Annotated in this window: 14 protein-coding genes; 11 read left to right on the forward strand and 3 right to left on the reverse strand. The window is 42.8% G+C overall.

The annotated features are described in order from the left end of the window. The 3 genes from NQ510_RS00525 (at nt 1) to NQ510_RS00535 (ending at nt 4,541) form a co-directional block, all read left to right on the forward strand. Entirely contained in the window at nt 1-2,739 is a 2,739-nt protein-coding gene (locus NQ510_RS00525) for a TonB-dependent receptor domain-containing protein (RefSeq protein WP_034525862.1), read from the forward strand. A 15-nt stretch (nt 2,740-2,754) separates the two neighbouring features. Next, complete coding sequence (locus tag NQ510_RS00530; RefSeq protein ID WP_005830104.1) at nt 2,755-3,897, forward strand: DUF4249 domain-containing protein; 1,143 nt, start codon at nt 2,755-2,757, stop codon at nt 3,895-3,897. Nucleotides 3,898-4,187: 290 nt separating this feature from the next. Continuing rightward, a complete protein-coding gene (locus tag NQ510_RS00535; protein WP_005830102.1) occupies nt 4,188-4,541 on the forward strand; it encodes a hypothetical protein in 354 nt (117 codons plus the stop codon). Between the two features lie 138 nt (nt 4,542-4,679). On the opposite strand, the gene NQ510_RS00540 is transcribed toward NQ510_RS00535, so the two are convergent. Then, nucleotides 4,680-5,432, reverse strand: a complete 753-nt coding sequence (locus NQ510_RS00540) for a LytR/AlgR family response regulator transcription factor (RefSeq protein ID WP_005833286.1) — start codon at nt 5,430-5,432, stop codon at nt 4,680-4,682. Nucleotides 5,433-5,564: 132 nt separating this feature from the next. After that, nucleotides 5,565-7,595, reverse strand: a complete 2,031-nt coding sequence (locus NQ510_RS00545; RefSeq protein WP_005830098.1) for a tetratricopeptide repeat-containing sensor histidine kinase — start codon at nt 7,593-7,595, stop codon at nt 5,565-5,567. A gap of 346 nt (nt 7,596-7,941) precedes the next feature. Here NQ510_RS00545 and NQ510_RS00550 point away from each other — a divergent pair, with 346 nt between their 5' ends. From NQ510_RS00550 to NQ510_RS00580, 7 genes are all read left to right on the forward strand, one after another. Continuing rightward, nucleotides 7,942-9,387, forward strand: coding sequence for a serine/threonine protein kinase (locus NQ510_RS00550; protein WP_005830096.1), 1,446 nt, complete (start codon nt 7,942-7,944; stop codon nt 9,385-9,387). After that, nucleotides 9,374-10,144: a BACON domain-containing protein gene (locus NQ510_RS00555; RefSeq protein ID WP_005830094.1), complete on the forward strand. Its 771-nt coding sequence runs from the start codon at nt 9,374-9,376 to the stop codon at nt 10,142-10,144. The genes NQ510_RS00550 and NQ510_RS00555 overlap by 14 nt, the downstream gene beginning before the upstream one ends. Nucleotides 10,145-10,216: 72 nt before the next feature. After that, the gene (locus tag NQ510_RS00560) at nt 10,217-11,041 is read left to right on the forward strand and encodes a double zinc ribbon domain-containing protein (RefSeq protein WP_034525861.1); all 825 of its coding nucleotides are present in this window, start codon (nt 10,217-10,219) and stop codon (nt 11,039-11,041) included. An 11-nt stretch (nt 11,042-11,052) separates the two neighbouring features. Further along, on the forward strand, nt 11,053-12,327 hold the full coding sequence (locus NQ510_RS00565; RefSeq protein ID WP_005830090.1) for an FHA domain-containing serine/threonine-protein kinase: 1,275 nt from the start codon (nt 11,053-11,055) through the stop codon (nt 12,325-12,327). Between the two features lie 16 nt (nt 12,328-12,343). Beyond that, entirely contained in the window at nt 12,344-14,086 is a 1,743-nt protein-coding gene (locus tag NQ510_RS00570) for an FHA domain-containing protein (RefSeq protein WP_005830088.1), read from the forward strand. 8 nt (nt 14,087-14,094) lie between these two features. Then, nucleotides 14,095-15,153, forward strand: a complete 1,059-nt coding sequence (locus NQ510_RS00575) for a PP2C family protein-serine/threonine phosphatase (protein ID WP_005830086.1) — start codon at nt 14,095-14,097, stop codon at nt 15,151-15,153. Between the two features lie 16 nt (nt 15,154-15,169). Next, a complete protein-coding gene (locus tag NQ510_RS00580; protein WP_005830084.1) occupies nt 15,170-16,648 on the forward strand; it encodes a serine/threonine-protein kinase in 1,479 nt (492 codons plus the stop codon). Nucleotides 16,649-16,707: 59 nt separating this feature from the next. Here the strand turns inward: NQ510_RS00580 and NQ510_RS00585 are convergent, their stop codons facing one another. Next, nucleotides 16,708-17,838 carry a DUF2027 domain-containing protein gene (locus NQ510_RS00585; protein ID WP_005830082.1) on the reverse strand — a complete coding sequence of 377 codons (1,131 nt, stop codon included), beginning with the start codon at nt 17,836-17,838 and terminating at the stop codon, nt 16,708-16,710. A gap of 127 nt (nt 17,839-17,965) precedes the next feature. On the opposite strand from NQ510_RS00585, the gene NQ510_RS00590 reads away from it, so the two are divergent. Beyond that, nucleotides 17,966-19,195 carry an S-adenosylmethionine:tRNA ribosyltransferase-isomerase gene (locus NQ510_RS00590; protein WP_005830078.1) on the forward strand — a complete coding sequence of 410 codons (1,230 nt, stop codon included), beginning with the start codon at nt 17,966-17,968 and terminating at the stop codon, nt 19,193-19,195. Nucleotides 19,196-19,199 lie beyond the last annotated feature (4 nt).

Here is a 19,199-nt window from a genome sequence, read left to right on the forward strand (position 1 = left end):
ATGACCAGCTCTACTATCTGTTCGCACCACCGCATCAGAACCGTACTTCTGATGTGTGTGGTTCTTTTAAGCGTCTCACTCCATGCACAGGCACAAAACAAGGAAACACGTATAAACCTGAATATCCGTAACGCAACTTTAGAGAGTTTCGTGAAGCAACTGGAAAATGCAACCGGATTCTCCTTCATCTATGGGGAAGAAGTAAAGCTCACGCACCGCATCACACTGGAGATGAAACAAAAGAACATCAGTGAGATATTGCAACGTGCCTTTGAAAACGAACCCATCACGTTCGAAATATCCGGAAAGCACATTCTACTCCATAAGCGGCCCGTGCCGCAGAAACCCGTTAGCCGTAAGTTCACCATCAGCGGATACGTGACTGACGGAGCGTCTTCCGAGACGCTGATTGGTGCCAATATCCTTGAGAGTCGTCGTTCCACAGGTACTGCCACCAATCCTTTCGGTTTCTATTCCCTCACCCTGCCGGAAGGGGAAACGGAACTGGTTTTCTCCTACCTGGGCTACGAAAGCCGGCATAGCCGGTTCGAACTGACGAAAGACACCTTACTCAACGTCAGGCTGGACAGCAATAACCAGCTGGCAGAGGTCGTGGTGCTCTCGGACAAGCGGGAGGCCGGCATAGAAAGCACAGCCATGGGAGCGCATGAGATACCGATGACACAAATCAGGCATACCCCGTCCATATTGGGAGAAGCCGACCTGCTGAAGACCATTCAGCTGATGCCGGGTGTGCAAGCCGGTATGGAAGGTTTTGCAGGCATGTATGTGCGAGGGGGAGGTCCCGACCAAAACCTGGTTATGCTGGACGGAATTCCAGTTTACAACGCAGACCACCTGCTGGGAGTATTCTCCATCTTTACGCCCGAAGCGGTAAAGAACACCACACTCTTCAAAAGTTCTTTTCCTGCCCGCTACGGCGGGCGTCTTTCGTCTATAGTAGATGTACGGACCAACGACGGAGACATGCATAAATACCACGGCGCATTCAGCATAGGCCTGTTGACGGACAAACTGCATATCGAAGGCCCTATCTGGAAAGAACGGACCTCCTTCAGTTTCAGCGCACGAGCCATCCCCACCCTATTCTTCAAAAATCTCATTGTAGACAAAGACGACACCTATTCCGACAAATACAACTACTATTTTTACGACGTCAATGCAAAGGTCAATCATAAGTTCAGCGACCGTAGCCGCATCTTCCTCAGTTTCTACAAGGGGAAAGACCACTATCATTATGACAGTGACTACCACGGTGACAATTACGACAACAGCATTAAGAATTATTCCAAGGACAACAGCCATCTGAATTGGGGAAACACCATCGCCTACGGCCGCTGGAACTATGTATTCAACAGCAAGCTGTTTTGCAACACCACCGTCTCATACAACAAATATGAGATGGGGCTGGACGGAAACATAGAAGATACCTATACTGTCGCCAATAAAGTACAAGACAGATACTATTACTCCTCCAAGTTCAACTCCGGTATCCGTGACTGGAGTGCGCGTATGGACTTTGACTACACCCCCATGCCGCAGCACCACATCAAGTTCGGTGCAGAGTACATCCACCATACGTTCCGTCCGGGAATAGCTACCTCGAAAATACAAGATATAGATAATGGCGCCCTCCAGGAAGATACGGTTTACAATACCAGCAACAGCCATGCCATGCGCGGACAAGAAATCTCCCTTTACGCCGAAGACAATTTCAATGTAAACGCCAGGCTCAGTCTGAATGCAGGTGTACGCACATCGCTGTTCCACACACAAGGGAAAAGCTACTATTCGCTGCAGCCCCGCCTTTCCGCCCGCTATGACCTCGGACAAGGATATTCTGCCAAAGCATCCTATACGTGCATGGCACAGTATGTGCATCTGCTGTCCTCTACTCCGCTGTCTATGCCTACCGACCTCTGGGTACCCATTACCAAAGACATCAGTCCGATGTATGCCAACCAGTTCTCCATAGGAGGCTACTATTCCGGACTGCCGGGTTGGGAGTTCTCCGTCGAGGGATATTATAAACAGATGAAACACATACTTGAATATCAAGACGGTGTATCCTTCTTCGGCACCTCTACCAACTGGGAAGAAAAAGTGGAAATGGGCGAAGGCCGCTCCTTCGGTCTGGAACTGATGGTACAGAAAACATTGGGCAAGACTACCGGCTGGCTGGCATATACCCTATCCAAGACCGATCACCGTTTTAAGAACGGTACCATCAACCAAGGCCGATGGTTCCCCTACAAATATGACCGCCGCCACAGCATCAGCCTCAATCTCAGCCATAAGTTCAGTGACCGCATTGATGCAGGAGCTTCCTGGATATTCAATACCGGTGGATGTATCACTATCCCCGAAAAGGCAACAATCATCATCCGGCCCGATGGCTCTATTGAGGAAACCGGTTACATCTCCCGGCGTAACAATTACCGCCTTCCCGCCAGCCATCGTTTGAATCTCGGCGTCAACTTCAACAAGAAGACCAAACATGGTATGCGTACCTGGAATATCAGTATCTACAATGCATACAATGCCATGAATCCGAACATCGTTTACAGCAAATACAAAAATGGATACAACGTATACTACGATGATTTCTACGAAAGTATTTATCATGGAAATACCGGGCAGAAGAAAGCTCAAACTGTCATCAAGAAAATAACAATACTGCCTTGTATTCCTTCTGTTACCTATACTTATAGATTTTAAAAACAAATCCGGCATATGAAAACAAAAATGAAATTACACCTTATTATATACATAACTATTGTAGGCTTCCTAACAGCCTGCGAAAACGAGATTCCTTACAATCCCGGACAACAAGATCCGCAAATCATCATGAACGCCTTGCTCGAAACCGGACAAGCTGAGAATGATGTCTATCTCCATTTAGGCGAGGGCTATAGTATTGAACATTTGAACGAAGCAACTCTTTTCCTCTACATCAATGGCAAAATAGCAGAAACTCCGAAAGCGGTTTCCCCGGAAGAAATTTATGGGCATCTGGAAGGAGAACTTGATAAGGACATTTATGAATCATTACTGAAAAGTATACGTTTCAAGAAATATCGTCTGACCAGCACACTGCATCCCGGCGACAACATACGTCTGGAAGCCACTGCCGAAAACGGGAAATACCATGCCAGTGCCGAGGTCACCGTGCCACAACCGATAGAGAGCCTGCACGTGGACACTTGCTTGGCCTACCTGCGCGAGTACAGCGGACAAACCCTTTACCGCCAATACAAAATTACATTGCAAGACCGCCCCAACGAGAAGAACTACTACCGGCTGGACATTTGGAATGACCGTAGTTACTATTGCAAATGGAAAGAATACCTGGAAGATGAAAACGGCAGCCTCATCAAAGTGGAAGACGAGGACGGCTCTTGGCATTGGGCCTCCATACCCAGAGACACTACCATCCTTGCTCCCCGACAGAACGAAATCATCAACCGGGAAGATGTTATACTGACTGACGGCCACCCTGGCAACTATGATGATGAAGAAAATGAATTGTTTCCCACCATAAATAACAAATACAACATATTCAATGATAACACTTTCCGTAACTCTTATGCCACATTGAAAGTATACACCCCTCTCTACCAAGATTATTATCCGATAGAGGGACACTACTACGACCATATATCCCGCAAACAAACCATCACCGTACGGTTGCTTAGCATCACTGAAGCCGAATACCGCTATCTAAAAGCCTTAAACTGCCTGGATGATGGGGATTACGACGATGCTTTAATGGAACCTATCAGTCTGCCTTGCAACGTCATAGGCGGATTAGGCTTTGTGGGAGTCTGCTCTGAAAGCAGAGTAATCATAGAATTACCCGAAACTATTTGGCAATAACATTTTGACTAATAAAAATCCTTTTATCCATTACTACAAATATAAATTCAGTTAGTCCACATTACATTCGTATTACAAAAAGCATCTAAACAAAGCATTTTCACACTATAAAATTGATTTAAGTCAAGAAATGAAGGTATAAACTACACTTTTTCCCTTATTCATTTTTGTGTTATAAAACATATACCTACATTTGCATAGGTAAAAGAAAAAGCTAAGCGCTTAGAGAGTTTTCAATAGGTATTAGATTGAAATTAGTTTTTAGGAATAACAATTAAAAAGTAGGTATTATGAAACGTTTAGGATTAACATTAGTGGCAGCAGTCTGCCTGACTGCTACAACATTTGCAGCAGGAAACCAACCTACAACTGCAAAATGGGAAGGTAACATCAACATAACAAAGTTGAGCAAGTATTTGAATCTGGATTCCAACCAGCATGAAGAAGTGGCAAACATCTGCGAATATTTTACAGAACAGATGGAACGCGCTACAAATTCCAAGAAGAATCAGGAGAAGTTACTCCGTAATGCAGTTTATGGTAATCTGAAGTTGATGAAAAAGACTCTGAATGAAAAGCAGTATGCTGATTATGCCAGAGTATTGAACGTCACACTGCAGAACAAAGGTATCGAAGTGAAATAAACTTCGCTTCTGATAAATACGAAAATAGTATTTGATAAATAAAAAGGCATTGGACTTTAGAGGTTCAATGCCTTTTCTTTACGTCAACGCCACCAAAACCTGCGGCGTCAACTCCCTAACCAAATAATTCTTATCACTTTACAAGCAGAATCTGTCTTGCAGCTCTTTCTTATACTTTCTGGAAACCAGCAGTTCCGTCACTTTGTCAAATGGTGGATAAAGCATGCATTTGCTATCCTTTATAATCATCAGATAATCAATATTGATAATATACGATTGATGTATCTGCACGAAACTGGATGAATATTGAGTAATCTGCTCAGCAGTCATTCCGCGACGCAACACCAACGGCGGCTGGTTGTTTAGTATCACCTCCCATTGTTTACGCTCGGAACAATAGCGAAAAAAGCCGATTTCAGCCGGACGCAACGCACGCATATCATTAGTTGGCGTAAATACGATAAATGTCTGTCCGGTATGCAACGGTGCACCAATGGGATATGACATTCTCTGCCCAGCCTCTGCCTGCTCTACAAAACGCGCAAGAATATCCCGCAACTCCTGCTCTTCAAAAGGTTTCAGCAGATAGTCGAACGCAGCCTCCCGGATAGCCTGAATCATGTACTTATCATAAGCCGTATAGAAAACAATCCGCATATTCCACGAAACACTGTCACGTATTTCCTGCAGTAATTCCATTCCAGTCATGTCCGGCAGTTCCACATCCAAGAACAACAAATCCGGCTGTACCTTGGCAATGAGTTTTTTCCCTTGTTTACCATTACGGGCAGTTCCTTTCAAAAAGAAGCGTGCATCCTTTCCCAATTCAAAACTCAGATTCTCAAGAGCCACCTCATCGTCGTCAACTATTGCAACCTTATATTTATCCATGTTCCTTTTATGTTTTTCTTCTCGCGAATATATACATAATCCTACTCCCATACAAAGCAATAGAAGGTCATTTACGGACTATTTGTCTGTAAATATGCCTATCCTTGCAAAAAATAAGATTAAACGGTTCTTTTAAATTCTGTAATCGTAGTTGTCAGGCAGCCAGAAAGTCACCTCACAGCCCATCTCACCACTCTGTAGAGAGACATTGTGCACCAAAACATCAATGGCCTCCTTGTTCTTATTGTTGAGAATCCGAATGGTCTGCATAATGACTTTCATTCCCGTCCCCGTGCCCCGGTTCCGACTGTCCGGACGATAACCGCCACCATTATCCGTTATCTTTATACAGATACCATTTCCCCGGCGGCAGACCGAAACCCAAAGATTACGTTCACCTTCCTTCTCGCGCAACGCATGCTTCACTGCATTTTCAACCGGAATTTGAATCATCATAGACGGAATCCTTATTTGCTCCGGCTGCACATCCTTTTCTATCTTCAGTTCCGAATGAAAATCCGGACCTAAAGAACGGCGTTCCAGATTAATATATGTTTTCACAAAATCCAGCTCCTCTGCCAAGGTTACACACAGTTGTTCCGCCAATTCCAGATTGCGACGCATCAGTTTTACCAGCGACGAAAGCTCTTGCTTTTCTTCCACATTCCGCTCCGCCATCTCCCGGTTCAGCATATTGAAGATGAAATGAGGGGACAAGCGGTTACGGATATTCTCCAGACGAAGTGTAGAGACTGTGCGATGATTCCGTGCAAGCAACAAAGCACGTTTCTTTTTGCTGTACAGATAAAGGAAAACCGCCGTCAATATAGATACAACAGCTACAGCAAACACGACAAACTGTGTCTGCCTCAGCACCAGCACCTTGTTTTTCTGCTCCTGAAGCAAAACCCGATGTGCTATCAAGGTAGAATCCTGCTGATAACGCAAAGTCAAGTCTGCCGTACGCATCCGGACACGCTCATTCCTGATAGAATCATCAAGCTGGTTGTTCCTCTGCAGATAGTGATAAGCCCTCTTGTAGTTGCCGGTTTCCTCGTAAAACTGCTGAAGGTATTTATTACGGATATGTACCATATCAGGGTCGATGCCCGGAGGGACTACACTCTCGGACAATAAACGACGTGCCTCTTGAAAGTCTTTCTGAAGCAGAGCCAATTCTATTTTCTGCGTATCGATATAATATAGTGCAGTACTCACCCCCATTTCCTCAAAAAAAAGTTGGCATTCATTTATATATTTAACAGCCAAATCAACCATATTCAGTTGAAGATAACAGTCTCCTAAATTCAACCTCCCCAGATTAAGTTCAAAACTCATATCAGCATATCCTTCGACTAAATCAATAACCTTTTGGAAATATTTTATCGCTGTCTGGTAATCCTCCCTATAATAGTAAGAAGTCCCTCTATTATTCAAATAAATATATTTTTCATAAGGTAGCATACTGTCATAGCTTTCTCCTGCCAGATTATAATAGTAATCACACTGTTCAAAATCACGCATGGTAACATATACTTGTGCCAAACCATAATAAATGGGAGGTTTCTTGGTAGAAGCTATATGCAAAGAGTCGCACATCAACAAAGCTCTCCTATACCAAGCTGCCCCTATATCCAATTTTCCTAAACGGTTATTCGCATCTGCAAGATTCATCAAAATATCCGGCACCACTTCAATCCTAGTCCCTCTCATCCGTAATTCATAAGCCTTCCGGAAACAAATTTCGGCAGAATCCATATTCCCAACACGTGCAAAGATATTTCCCTTCATATTGAAACATTCAGACTCCAAATCTGCCATTTGAGAAGAACTATGCTGCCTTTCTATAAAGTCATGTATCTGCTGGATTACGATTTGTGCCGAATCAAGCTGTGAAGTAATCAAATATGTTTTCAGTGTCATTGCCAGATAATTATACTTGACCAAGCTATCCTTTGCCTCTTCCATCTTTTGAAAAGCCTTCAACCTTACCTTTCGGGGCACAATGGCCACAGAATCTCCATTTATATGGGAAAAATCCTCAAAAGCTCTCATTTCTGTGTATACGTCCTCTTTATCTCCGGGCGCACAAGCTCCTAGAAGCACAAACCCTAATATCCAATAAATATAAAATCGAATTCGCTTATCCATCCTCTCTCCCATGTTTCTCGTAATTAGATTATTTATTCAATACATCTGCAAACTTAAAATATTTTTGCGAAATACCGTCAAGCATAAGGCGTATTTCTCAACCACAAAAGAGCATACGCTACCGCTTTATTAAAACGAAACAAAAAAATCACATCATAGTACAATATTTAGCTACATAAGCCATTAAAACAACATTTTAGTACATTTCAAACTTTTTCTCATTTTCTTATTTACATTTTTATTAATTACTTTGTGGATAAAGAATTGCGAATATACTCAATCAAACAAAATAATACAATCACACAAAGAAAGGCTGTTTCCAAAAGAAAACAGTTCTTTTACATAATTTATAAGTTCTATGTTAGACAGTGGACAAATCATAGCAGATAGATACGAGCTACTCAAACAACTAGGAAGAGGAGGATTTTCTGAAGTTTGGCTGGCACAAGACAAACTTACGGATGTTAAGGTCGCCATAAAAATATATGCTCCGGGGATGGGGCTTGACGATGCGGGGATATCCCTTTTCACACAAGAGTTCTCCCTCGTATTTGATATGAATCATACCAATTTACTGCATCCTACTTATTATGACTGCTGGGAACGGATGCCATACCTGATTTTGCCTTTTTGCAAAAACGGTTCGGCCTTCCAATACCTTACTGACAACAACCGGATAACAGAAACGGAAAGCTGGCATTTGCTCCATGATGTTGCAGAGGGACTGGCTTATCTTCATGCAAAAACTCCCCCGGTTATCCATCAGGATATAAAACCCGATAATATTCTGATTAATGATGAGAATAGGTATATGATTACGGATTTCGGAATCAGCGCACGGATTAGAAGTACATTACGCAGGAACCAAGGCCAAGAATCCAGTGGAGGAACTTTGGCCTATATGGGACCAGAACGTTTTGGTCCATCTCCCGCCCCTATTATGGCTAGTGACATTTGGTCATTGGGAGCAACAATGTATGAGCTTCTAACCGGTATGCCGCCCTATGGCGATCATGGAGGCGTATTGCAAAAAAACGGTGCAGACATTCCACTTATCAACGAAGACTTTTCTCAAGAATTAAAAGATATCATTTACAAGTGCCTTGCCTTAAATCCATGGGACAGACCCACAGCCAGACAAATTGCAGACTACACTTCCCAACATATCAATGGAAGTCCCGTCCCCTTTAGTCTGTCAAACAACAGCCATGATACTTTGCAAGAGGAAGAGGACAAAACCCATGAGGATTCCATTAGCGCACACTCTTCTGACATAAATAAGATGTCACCCTATCAAGACAAAGGGAAACGCAAAAAAGTTATAGTCGTAGCAGCAATCACAGCTATATTCGCAACAATTGTCATCATCTTTTCGCTAATAAGCGGCAAAGAACCAGTAGTGGAATCCATACCGGAACCGACTCCAACGATTGATTACGACCAAATGTGTCTGTCAATCATTCAAGAAGGCGAAAACTCTAAAATACAAGGAGATGTTTTCCGATTTGACATTGACACTTTAAAGCAAAACAATGATTCCGTATTTGAGGATTTTTACATAAATGCCATTGGCAAATACCGCCAAATAAATTACTACAAAGATTCCATCTCCGCGAAAATATACTTAAATGCAACAGAACTGAAACAGCAAGTAGAGGCCATACTGGATTCTGCCTATCATGTTTTTAAAGAAAAGGCAAATATCATGAAAGACCTTGACCAAGCCGTAGCAGCCCAGGCTTTTGAAGACCGTGCAAAAAAAATAGAACCATATATAAACATAGACAACAATGAAAATGAATAAACTTATCAGACTGATTGTTTTAGCGTTCGCTCTCTCTATGCCAATAAGTATATGGGGGCAATGCGCCTCCATCTATCAAAAGGGAGAGACATACATGAAAAGAGGAAGATACAGAGACGCTATTAAAAGTTTTAAAGCAGCCATGAAATGCGACAGCAATCTGGAGCAAGCATGCAAAAATAAAATCAAAGAGTGTGAGGAAAAAATAAATCCCGCTCCCAAGCCAGCGCCTCCTGCCGAAATCACCAGACTTACCATAGACAGAAAAAGCCTGGAATTTGGGTGTGAGACAAAGACTGCAGAAAGTATAAAAATAGAAAGTCTTCCAGAACAATGGACTGCAATATCAGATGCAGACTGGTGTCAAGTGACTCCCGGTGAGAAGAAACTCTCCATAAGCTGCCAGACCAATTGGCTGACTACCGAACGTAAAGCCACCATTACAATCAGTAATGAAAAGATGAAAGCTACGGTCAGTGTTACCCAAGGTGGCCAAGAAGAATTCATTAATATCGCATTAGATAAATTGGAATTCGGCTCCAAAGGAGAAATTAAGGAACTGCAAGTAGACTCCAATGCCGAATGGGAAGTTGCAGATATTCCTGAATGGTGTGAAGCTATAGCAAAAGACCGTGGCAAACTCATTCTAAAAGTGGGAAAAACCAAGAAGGCCAGAGAAGGAACTCTCATAGTTAAAAGCAAAGGAGGAAAAATATCTTCAATTATTCTCTCCCAGAAAAAGGGAGGTCTATTCTAAATTCATGGTAAACCGACAATGGTGAGAAACTCTGATTTATACAAAGTAATTCCATTATTAAAGTAAAATCTTATGAGATGTATGAATTGCGGTTGGGACAACCATTCCAACACAACAGTATGCCTGAAATGCGGGCAACCTTTGCGAATGCCGGAGAATTATGCCAACAGTCAGGACATTTTTATTTCAAAAGAAGGTCATGGAGAAGCTATACCCAAACCGACAGTATTGAATGTCAGCTCTAATGAAGAAAAATGCAGAAAAACTGTGGTGTTTTCCACAACAAATGAAGAAGAGAATCATTCTACTGTTGTACAGCCAATTATAGAATGTCCCAATTGCAATTACCCGGTAGTAGGAGATTTCACAAGTTGCCCCTGCTGCGGAACTCCATTGAAAAGAGCAAACATATCAACAAACAATGAATACAAAACAATAAGAGTAGAAGAGGAAGCACCTTCCGTTTCTGAAGAGAAAATGCTCTGTCATGAATGTGGAAGTAAGATAGCAATAACCTGCTCTTTTTGCCCGAACTGCGGTGTCCGCGTACATCGGCCAACCATACGCCGACAAATAAAGAACATCACAGAGACAGAACCGGAAACCAAACCTCACTGTTCATTAACAATTATACCGGAAGAAGAAGAGAACATTCTTCCGAAAAGATTTGAATATGAAGGGAACTCCATCATCTTGAACCGGGAAAATACAGAAATGTCTAATCGTACAATCACCTCAAAGGAACAAGCTGAAATAGTTTTCGATGATGGTCATTGGTATCTGCTTGACCGAAGTATGCTCCAAACGACCTATATCCAGGTAAACAGAAAAATAGAAATCATACCGGATGATATCATTGTACTAGGCGACCGAAGATTCAAGTTTGAATGTGACTAAATATAACTCTTGTGAATAACCGGACTGTCGACAGATGTGATTATAATGTAGGGGAATATATCAATAACCGTTATAGGGTTTCCCAAACATTAGGCGAAGGTTCATTCGGTAAAGTATATCGGGTTACGGACAGCGCAAGCAAAGATTATGCGCTTAAACTACTGAGATTATGGGAAGTTCCTCCTGAAATACGTAAACCATTAATGGAACGTTTCGAGATGGAATTCAAAACTGGGCAAATTGATTGTGACTATTTAGTGCGTTCATTGGACTACGGTACAGTTGGAGGCAACCCTTATATTGTAATGGAATACTGTTCCGGAGGAGATTTAACACCTTATTTAGGTTCTGGAAGCAGTAAGATTCCTCTAATTTGCCAACAAATTCTAATAGGTTTACATGCTTTGCATACCAGAGGCAAGGTTCACCGTGACCTAAAGCCGGAGAATGTCCTTTTCAAGAGTAACGGAATTGCTGCGTTGACAGATTTCGGTATAGCAGGGGATAGAAACAAACGTATGACTGAACGCAATATTTTTGGTAAACCCAACCAAATCTTCGGGACTTATGCATATATGCCGCCAGAACAAGTGAACCGCATGCGAGGTGAGGCCACTGTCCTACCCACTACGGACATTTTTTCTTTTGGAGTATTAGCCTTTCAATTATTAACTGGCAGTTTGCCCTTTGGCGAATTGAGCAGTCATAATGAATTGGCACTATACCAGAAACGTGGGAAAAATGGAGATTGGAACCGGCAGAAATTGACACAGTTGAAACATAGAGAGCAGTGGCAGCAACTCTTTGCAGGATGTCTTAATCCAGATTTCAAAAAACGTTTCCAGTCTGTGCAAGAGGTATTGGAACACCTGCCAGCAATAAGCCAAGTCCCTATGGAAAGAGGATATTGTCCACCACAAACAGTCAATGGTTTCTGTATACGTATTATGCAAGGTGAAGAGTACGGAAAAATATATCAATTAAGTGAACTTATAAAATATGGCAATAGAATCCTTACTATCGGGAGAGAACGCGACAATCTGCTACATATAACAGAACAGCAAAGTGCCTATATATCACGCCATCATTGCACAATAGAAACAAATCCCGCCACTGATAAATGGATTATTCGGGACGGGCAATGGCAGAAGGAGTTAAAGTTGTGGCAGGAGTCCAGTAATGGGACTTATGTCAATTCCACCCAAGTCACCAAACAAGGGCATATACTGAAAATTGGAGATATCATCTCCATTGGGGATGTAAAAATGAGATTTGAAAACTATTAATTATATATCAAGTAGTATGGATACACAAAATTACAAACGTACCTTAGCCGGCTCAGTAGGGGCTGGTATGGGGGCATTAATGGGTGCTTCCGGTAGAACTTACTTTATTTTGGAGCACAAGACCTCTTCAAAGTATCATCAAGCGGGAGAATCCCAAAAAATCATTGTCGACCAAGTAGAATTAGGTAGAGACGCTTCCTGCCAAGTACGCTTTGATGAAAGTTTCGAAACAGTTAGCCGCAAACATGCTGCAATTGTACGCGACGGTGAAAACTGGAAACTTATCCACCTTTCACACTCCAATCCGACATTGGTCAACGGACATCCTATAAATGGGTCCTACTATTTACAAACAGGAGATGAAATACAATTATCCGTTGGCGGACCACGCTTGGGATTCATTGTTCCACAAGGTCGCCAAGCATTAACTTCCAGCATTGGATTGACTGAGAGAATGAGCCTTTTCCGCAAACAAGCCTTACGCCCCTACAAGACCGCATTAACAATCATGGGAATTGTTTTCGTACTGGCGGTGGCAGGATTGGCTGCCTGGAACTACAGTTTAGGTGTAAAAAATGATTTGTTGGCACAGAAGACAGAAGAACAAGAACTTCAACTGAAAGGATACCAAAACCAATTGGATTCACTGGGGACCGAAAGAGCATCTCTAGAAGCACAGCAACGGGAGTTAGAGACCAAATTACGAAACAGTGACGGTAATGCAGAGGCCTTAAAAACACAGTTGGACAACGTTAATAGTCAATTAAAGAATGTCAATGCAAGTTTCTATAAGGTCAAATCAGACTTGGACAATCTCTCAAACAGCATAAGCACTAAAAGCATTGAGAATTCAAGCAATGCCATTAACGCAAATATACAAGAAGGCACCAGACTCTCCAAAGACCAATATTATGAAGACCCTGATATAGCAGATGAACAAGACAGTAATGCTTCAGGAGATTTGAAAGATTATTATGATTATATCTATACAATTAAAGTCGACCGTATTGAAATCGAATATAATGGAACAAAGTTTGATCCGGGCATACAAGTTTCAGATATAATCTGCGGAACTGGCTTCATGCTATCAAACGGAATGTTTGTAACAGACAGGCAGAATGTCGAGCCATGGATATACTCCAACACAGAGTGGAAAGACCCATGGCGTAAACTATTGGCTGTATACAAAGGAGCAGGATGTAATATCATTATCCATTACCGTGCATACAGTACCAAAGGAACTGGAAAGCCTCTGACATTTACCAGTAGCGATTTTGCCAAAGACGGACGAAATGATGTACAAGTGACCGAAATAGAAGTAGATAAATCCATCAGGGTACAACTAAGGGAACATGGGATAAAATTGACCTATACACGTAGGAAATATATCAGTGTCAGCATTGTTACCCCTGCTGCCAACAGTTGGGCATACATTAGAGGAAAAGGCGTTTATGGTGAGGGATTGCCTTACGACATTACCGCCGCAGACAACATGAGTGGAGGTACAGAAGTTCAAATGGTGGGCTATGCAGGTTATGCTGATATTCATAATCTTACTCCGGCTCATTTCAATGACCATACCAATATAGCCGACACAAAATATGAGACTACCATATTACAGAATCGTGTGGCAGAGCCCGGTTATTATGGTTCTCCAGCATTCCTTCTAGAAAATGGTTCTTACAAAGTAGTGGGTTTCATGGTAGGAAGCATAGAGGGTAAGGATCGTTTAGTACCTATCAGAAATTTAATACATTAAAATTAAACATGTCCGAGATAAGCATTAAATTAGCGGCAGGTACCAATGTTGGTTTAGTCAGGAAAAACAACGAAGACAATTTTGTTGTCAATCGTGATTTATGCCAATCAGAGTGGATTATCCCCCAATCGATAGAACCCATTTCTTTAGGACGGTATGGCAGCATATTGGTAGTGGCCGACGGAATGGGCGGCACCAATGCCGGAGAAGTTGCTTCTGCCATAGCCATTGAGACGGTGCAAAATGCATTCACCCCCGAGAATTTAGGAGATATCGTTACGCAGGAAGGCATTGTTACCTCAGAAGAAGCCGTTGAAGAATTTCTGAGCAGAACTGTCAAAACCGCTGATTTAAATATTGTCAATGCAAGTAAAGAAGATAGTAGTACCCAGGGAATGGGTACTACTATTGTCATTGCTTGGATATTGAACGATAAAGCCTATATCTCTTGGTGTGGCGACAGTCGTTGTTATGTATTCAATGGCAATTCTGGTTTTTGCCGTTTATCTAAAGACCATTCCTATGTACAAGATTTAGTAGATCAGGGAAAACTAGATCCTGAAAATGCGTTTGACCATCCTTACAGTAATATCATTACCCGCTGTTTGGGAGACCCGACCAATCGTTCCAATCCCGATTTCCGTTCCTATAATTTAAAGGATGGCGATACTCTCCTACTGTGTAGTGATGGGTTATGTGGTTTATGCCACGACGAAGAGATAATGCAAATTATAGAAGAGAACCAGGATGATTTAATGACATGCAAGGATAGGTTGATAGAAGCTGCTCTTGAAGCAGGTGGATATGACAATATTACGATTGTGTTATGCCACATCATGCTACAGGATACCGAGCCCAAAGTAAAGTTGAATAATACAGTGTTCAGCAAACCCAACCACCACAAAATCCGGAAAATTCTTCTGTTACTCCTGGTACTGGCTTTAGCGGCAGGCTTCTATTTATATAGAAATCCACAGCAATATGCAAAATGGAAAACGATACTATATCAGGCAGATACGGTTCTAGTTACAGAGACAGACACTACTAACACTACCCTAACAGATTGATTACTATTGTGAAACTATGCAACTGAAAAATGGTGATATATTTGCTGAACACTATCAGCTGAAGAAACTATTAGGAGTCGGAAGCTTTGGTGAAGTCTGGCTTGCCCGAAATATATTAGCAGATGTAGACGTTGCCATAAAGTTGTACGGACTGTTGGATGACAACGGCATAAAAGATTTCCGGGAAGAATTCAAACTTGCCTACAAATTACACCATCCCAATCTACTGCACCTTAATCATTTTGATGTTTTTGGACAGTGCCCTTTTTTGGTAATGCCTTACTGTCCCAAAGGGTCCTCAGCGAGCTTGAAAGGCAAAATCTCTGAAAAGCAAATCTGGCGCTTCATACGCGATGTATCATGCGGATTGATGTTTCTTCATAATCAGAATCCTCCTATCATTCATCAAGATATAAAACCCGATAATATTTTGATAGGGGATGATGACAAATTCATCATCTCAGATTTTGGCATCAGCCGTAAACTGGAGCATACTTTTCGTAAAAGTATCAACAAAGTAGAAAGTTCCGGAACACTTGCCTATATGGGACCAGAACGTTTTGCAGAGAAACCACTGATTGTGGCTACCAGCGATATATGGTCTTTAGGGATGAGTGTTTATGAATTATCCACTGGTCTTGTATTATGGGAAGGTATGGGAGGTTGTGTCCAACTGAATGGTGCACATATTCCAGCATTAGATGAGAAATATTCTTCCCAATTGTCCCAGTTTGTTCACGCATGCCTTGCCCTCAACACTTGGGACCGCCCCACAGCCCAACAAGCCTATGAGCTTGCTTGCTCCATACTAAAACAAACAAAGACAGACTCTCCTTCAGTACAGCTGAAGCCTATTGCTCCACTTTTTCCTAAAACAACATCACCACGCCTTAAAGAAAAGTTCTGTCCTTCGAACATGCATAAACGCATAGCAGGATGGACCGGCCTTGGTATAGTATTGATTCTATTGCTTGTCAAAGGAGGTTCCATATACTTTAGACACCTTGAAGAAGAGCGCAAGTACGCTGCATGCCGTACAGAAGAAGACTACAGAGATTTTCTAAAAGAATACCCCTCCTCATCTCATGCAAACTTTATAAAACAATTTTTGGGAAACAAGGTAAATCCAATCTCCCCAATAAATAGAGAAGAAAACATCGTTATGGACTCGGTAAAAACGGATACTGCAAAACTTGAACAGTTCCAAGAGGAACCTAAAAAACAGATTGTCCACCCACATCCACAACCTTCTTCACAGCCAGTTCTTCCCATTACTGATATAAGAGAAGTCAGAAGAGAAAATGAAGAACGCCTCTTCTATAGTTGCCAGTCGGTAGCAGATTACGAAGAATATTTGCGAAAATATCCCAAAGGCAGGTTTGTACACAAAGCCAAAAGAGCAATCCAGCAAATAGAATCAGAAATGATGCAGTCCAATCCTTCCACTCAAGAAATACACATAAGAAAAAATACAAGAGTCAATGTCAGACTATAAATAATGAATAGGGCATTCCAACGTTTGAACTACCCTATTCACTATTCAAATACTTGATTTTATTTAATCGTCACCATCGTCGCCCCAAATCCATACTCCTGGAACGAAGCATCCTGATGGCGGCAGTCAGGATATTTACGTTTCAGCTCGTCCAGCAAGGCTTTACGCAGCACTCCATCTCCCTTGCCGTGAATAAAGACGATGCGTTGTTCGCGCCTTTTTTTGTATTGTTCCATCACTTCACGAAACTTATCCAGCTGGTAATTCAATATTTCGCTGTTGCTCATACCGCAGGTGTCATCCAGCAACTCGCCGATATGCAGGTCAATCTCGACAATCCCATTCTTGCCGCCACGCTTGATGACCGTCTGCGGTTTGGACGGAGTATCTGCCGTTTTTTTCTGTATCAAAGCCTCCTTCAGTTCCTCTGCCGAAACATACACCTGCTTGACAGGCTGGTCATTCCGGACAATATCATACACCAAGGCCGGTGTTTCAAAGAAAACCGTCTGCTGGAATGTATGCAGTTTATAGAATTTTACCATATCTATGCGGACTTCCACACTGACAGCCGGTTTCATTGTGAACGCACGGTTATCTTTGAATGCCACCAGCTGTACCATCACACGTTCACGGTCGTTCAACTCGGACTTTTCGAACTCCTCCAGCAGAAGTTTCGTATTCGGCTCTATCAAACCATGCGAACGGGCTGTCCAGGACTTTCCTTCGGCACTCGAATAGGTATAATACATATAATAATTACTATCGTTCACCAAATATGTCTCGAAAGGTGTAGTGCTGACAGCCTTGATATCCTCCGGAACAAAAGCCAGAAAAACATTCAGGATATCTCCGCCTTTCATCTCGGGCTGACGATAAACAGATATCTGCGGTTTCTCCAAACGGACCGATTGAGGCTCCGAAACCTGAGACTCCATAGCAGACGGCCTTGCCGCAGTAGCGGCCGTGCGCAATTGTTGCTCTTCTTCCCGCTTCTTCTTGGCAGCCGCTTTGGCTGCCGGAGTGGGGATATTATAATCATCGGTCTCTATCACCACACATTCGTTTATGGGCATCGGTATGTCAAAACCGTCGGCATCTTCCACCAACACGATGTTTTTCCCTTGAAATCCTGTCACAACACCGCCCCCAACTTCGCTGAGGAAACGAACTTTATCTCCTATCTTCATAGTAACTTATCTTTTAGTTTGTCTTTTCCTACTTTCTTCCTGCAAAGTTAGGAATTATTTCCCTTATTCTTCAAATCTTCCCAAATATCCGTACCTTTGCAGCCGATATAATAAAGAGAAAGCCATCATGAAAGAAGACCCCAGACATATCAGAATCAGCGAATTCAACTACCCGTTGCCGGACGAACGCATTGCAAAGTTCCCATTGTCCGTACGTGACCAGTCCAAACTGTTATTGTATCGCCACGGAGAAGTTTCAGAAGACAGATTCACTTCACTGCCGGAGTATCTGCCATCGGGAAGCCTGATGATATTCAACAATACCAAAGTCATCCAAGCACGCCTGCATTTCCGGAAAGAAACGGGAGCACTGATTGAAGTATTCTGCCTGGAACCCATACAGCCGAACGACTACGCCCTCAACTTCCAGCAAACCGAGCATGCCGCCTGGCTCTGCATGGTCGGCAACCTGAAAAAATGGAAGGAAGGCATGCTGAGACGTGAGATGACCGTGAAAGGCAAGTCACTCACCCTGACCGCCGAACGGGGTGAATGCCACGGAACCAGCCATTGGATAAACTTCCGCTGGAATAATCCGGAAGTGACTTTTGCCGACATTCTCGAGGTCTTCGGTGAATTGCCCATCCCCCCCTACTTGAACCGGGAGACCCAGGAAAGTGACAAGGAGACTTACCAGACTGTCTACTCCAAAATCAAAGGTTCGGTGGCTGCCCCTACAGCGGGACTGCATTTCACCCCACGCGTATTGGACGCATTGCGCAATAAAGGAGTAGAATTGGAAGAGCTGACACTCCATGTGGGAGCCGGAACCTTCAAACCGGTGAAAAGTGAAGAAATAGAAGGGCACGAAATGCATACGGAATACATCTCTGTCTCGCGCAACACATTGGAAAAACTCATAGTACACGGCGGCAAGGCAGTGGCCGTAGGAACAACTTCAGTGCGCACATTGGAAAGCCTTTATCACATCGGAGTCACTTTACTGAATAATCCAGAAGCCACAGAGGAAGACTTGCACGTCCACCAATGGCAACCTTATGAAATGTCTGCCAAGGCCACCGCCACCTCTGCAGTAGAAGCCCTGCAAGCCATTGCTGCCTACCTGGACAGACATAGCATGGAGGCTCTGCATACCAGCACTCAAATCATTATCGCTCCGGGATATGAATACAAAATCGTGAAGGCTATGGTGACTAATTTCCACCAACCGCAAAGTACCTTGCTGCTGCTCGTATCAGCTTTCGTACACGGTGATTGGCCGAAGATTTACAACTATGCACTGGCACATGATTTCCGCTTCCTGAGCTATGGAGATTCATCATTATTAATACCCTAAGCAC

Origin of the sequence: Bacteroides uniformis (assembly GCF_025147485.1) — a bacterium.
Taxonomy (GTDB): domain Bacteria; phylum Bacteroidota; class Bacteroidia; order Bacteroidales; family Bacteroidaceae; genus Bacteroides; species Bacteroides uniformis.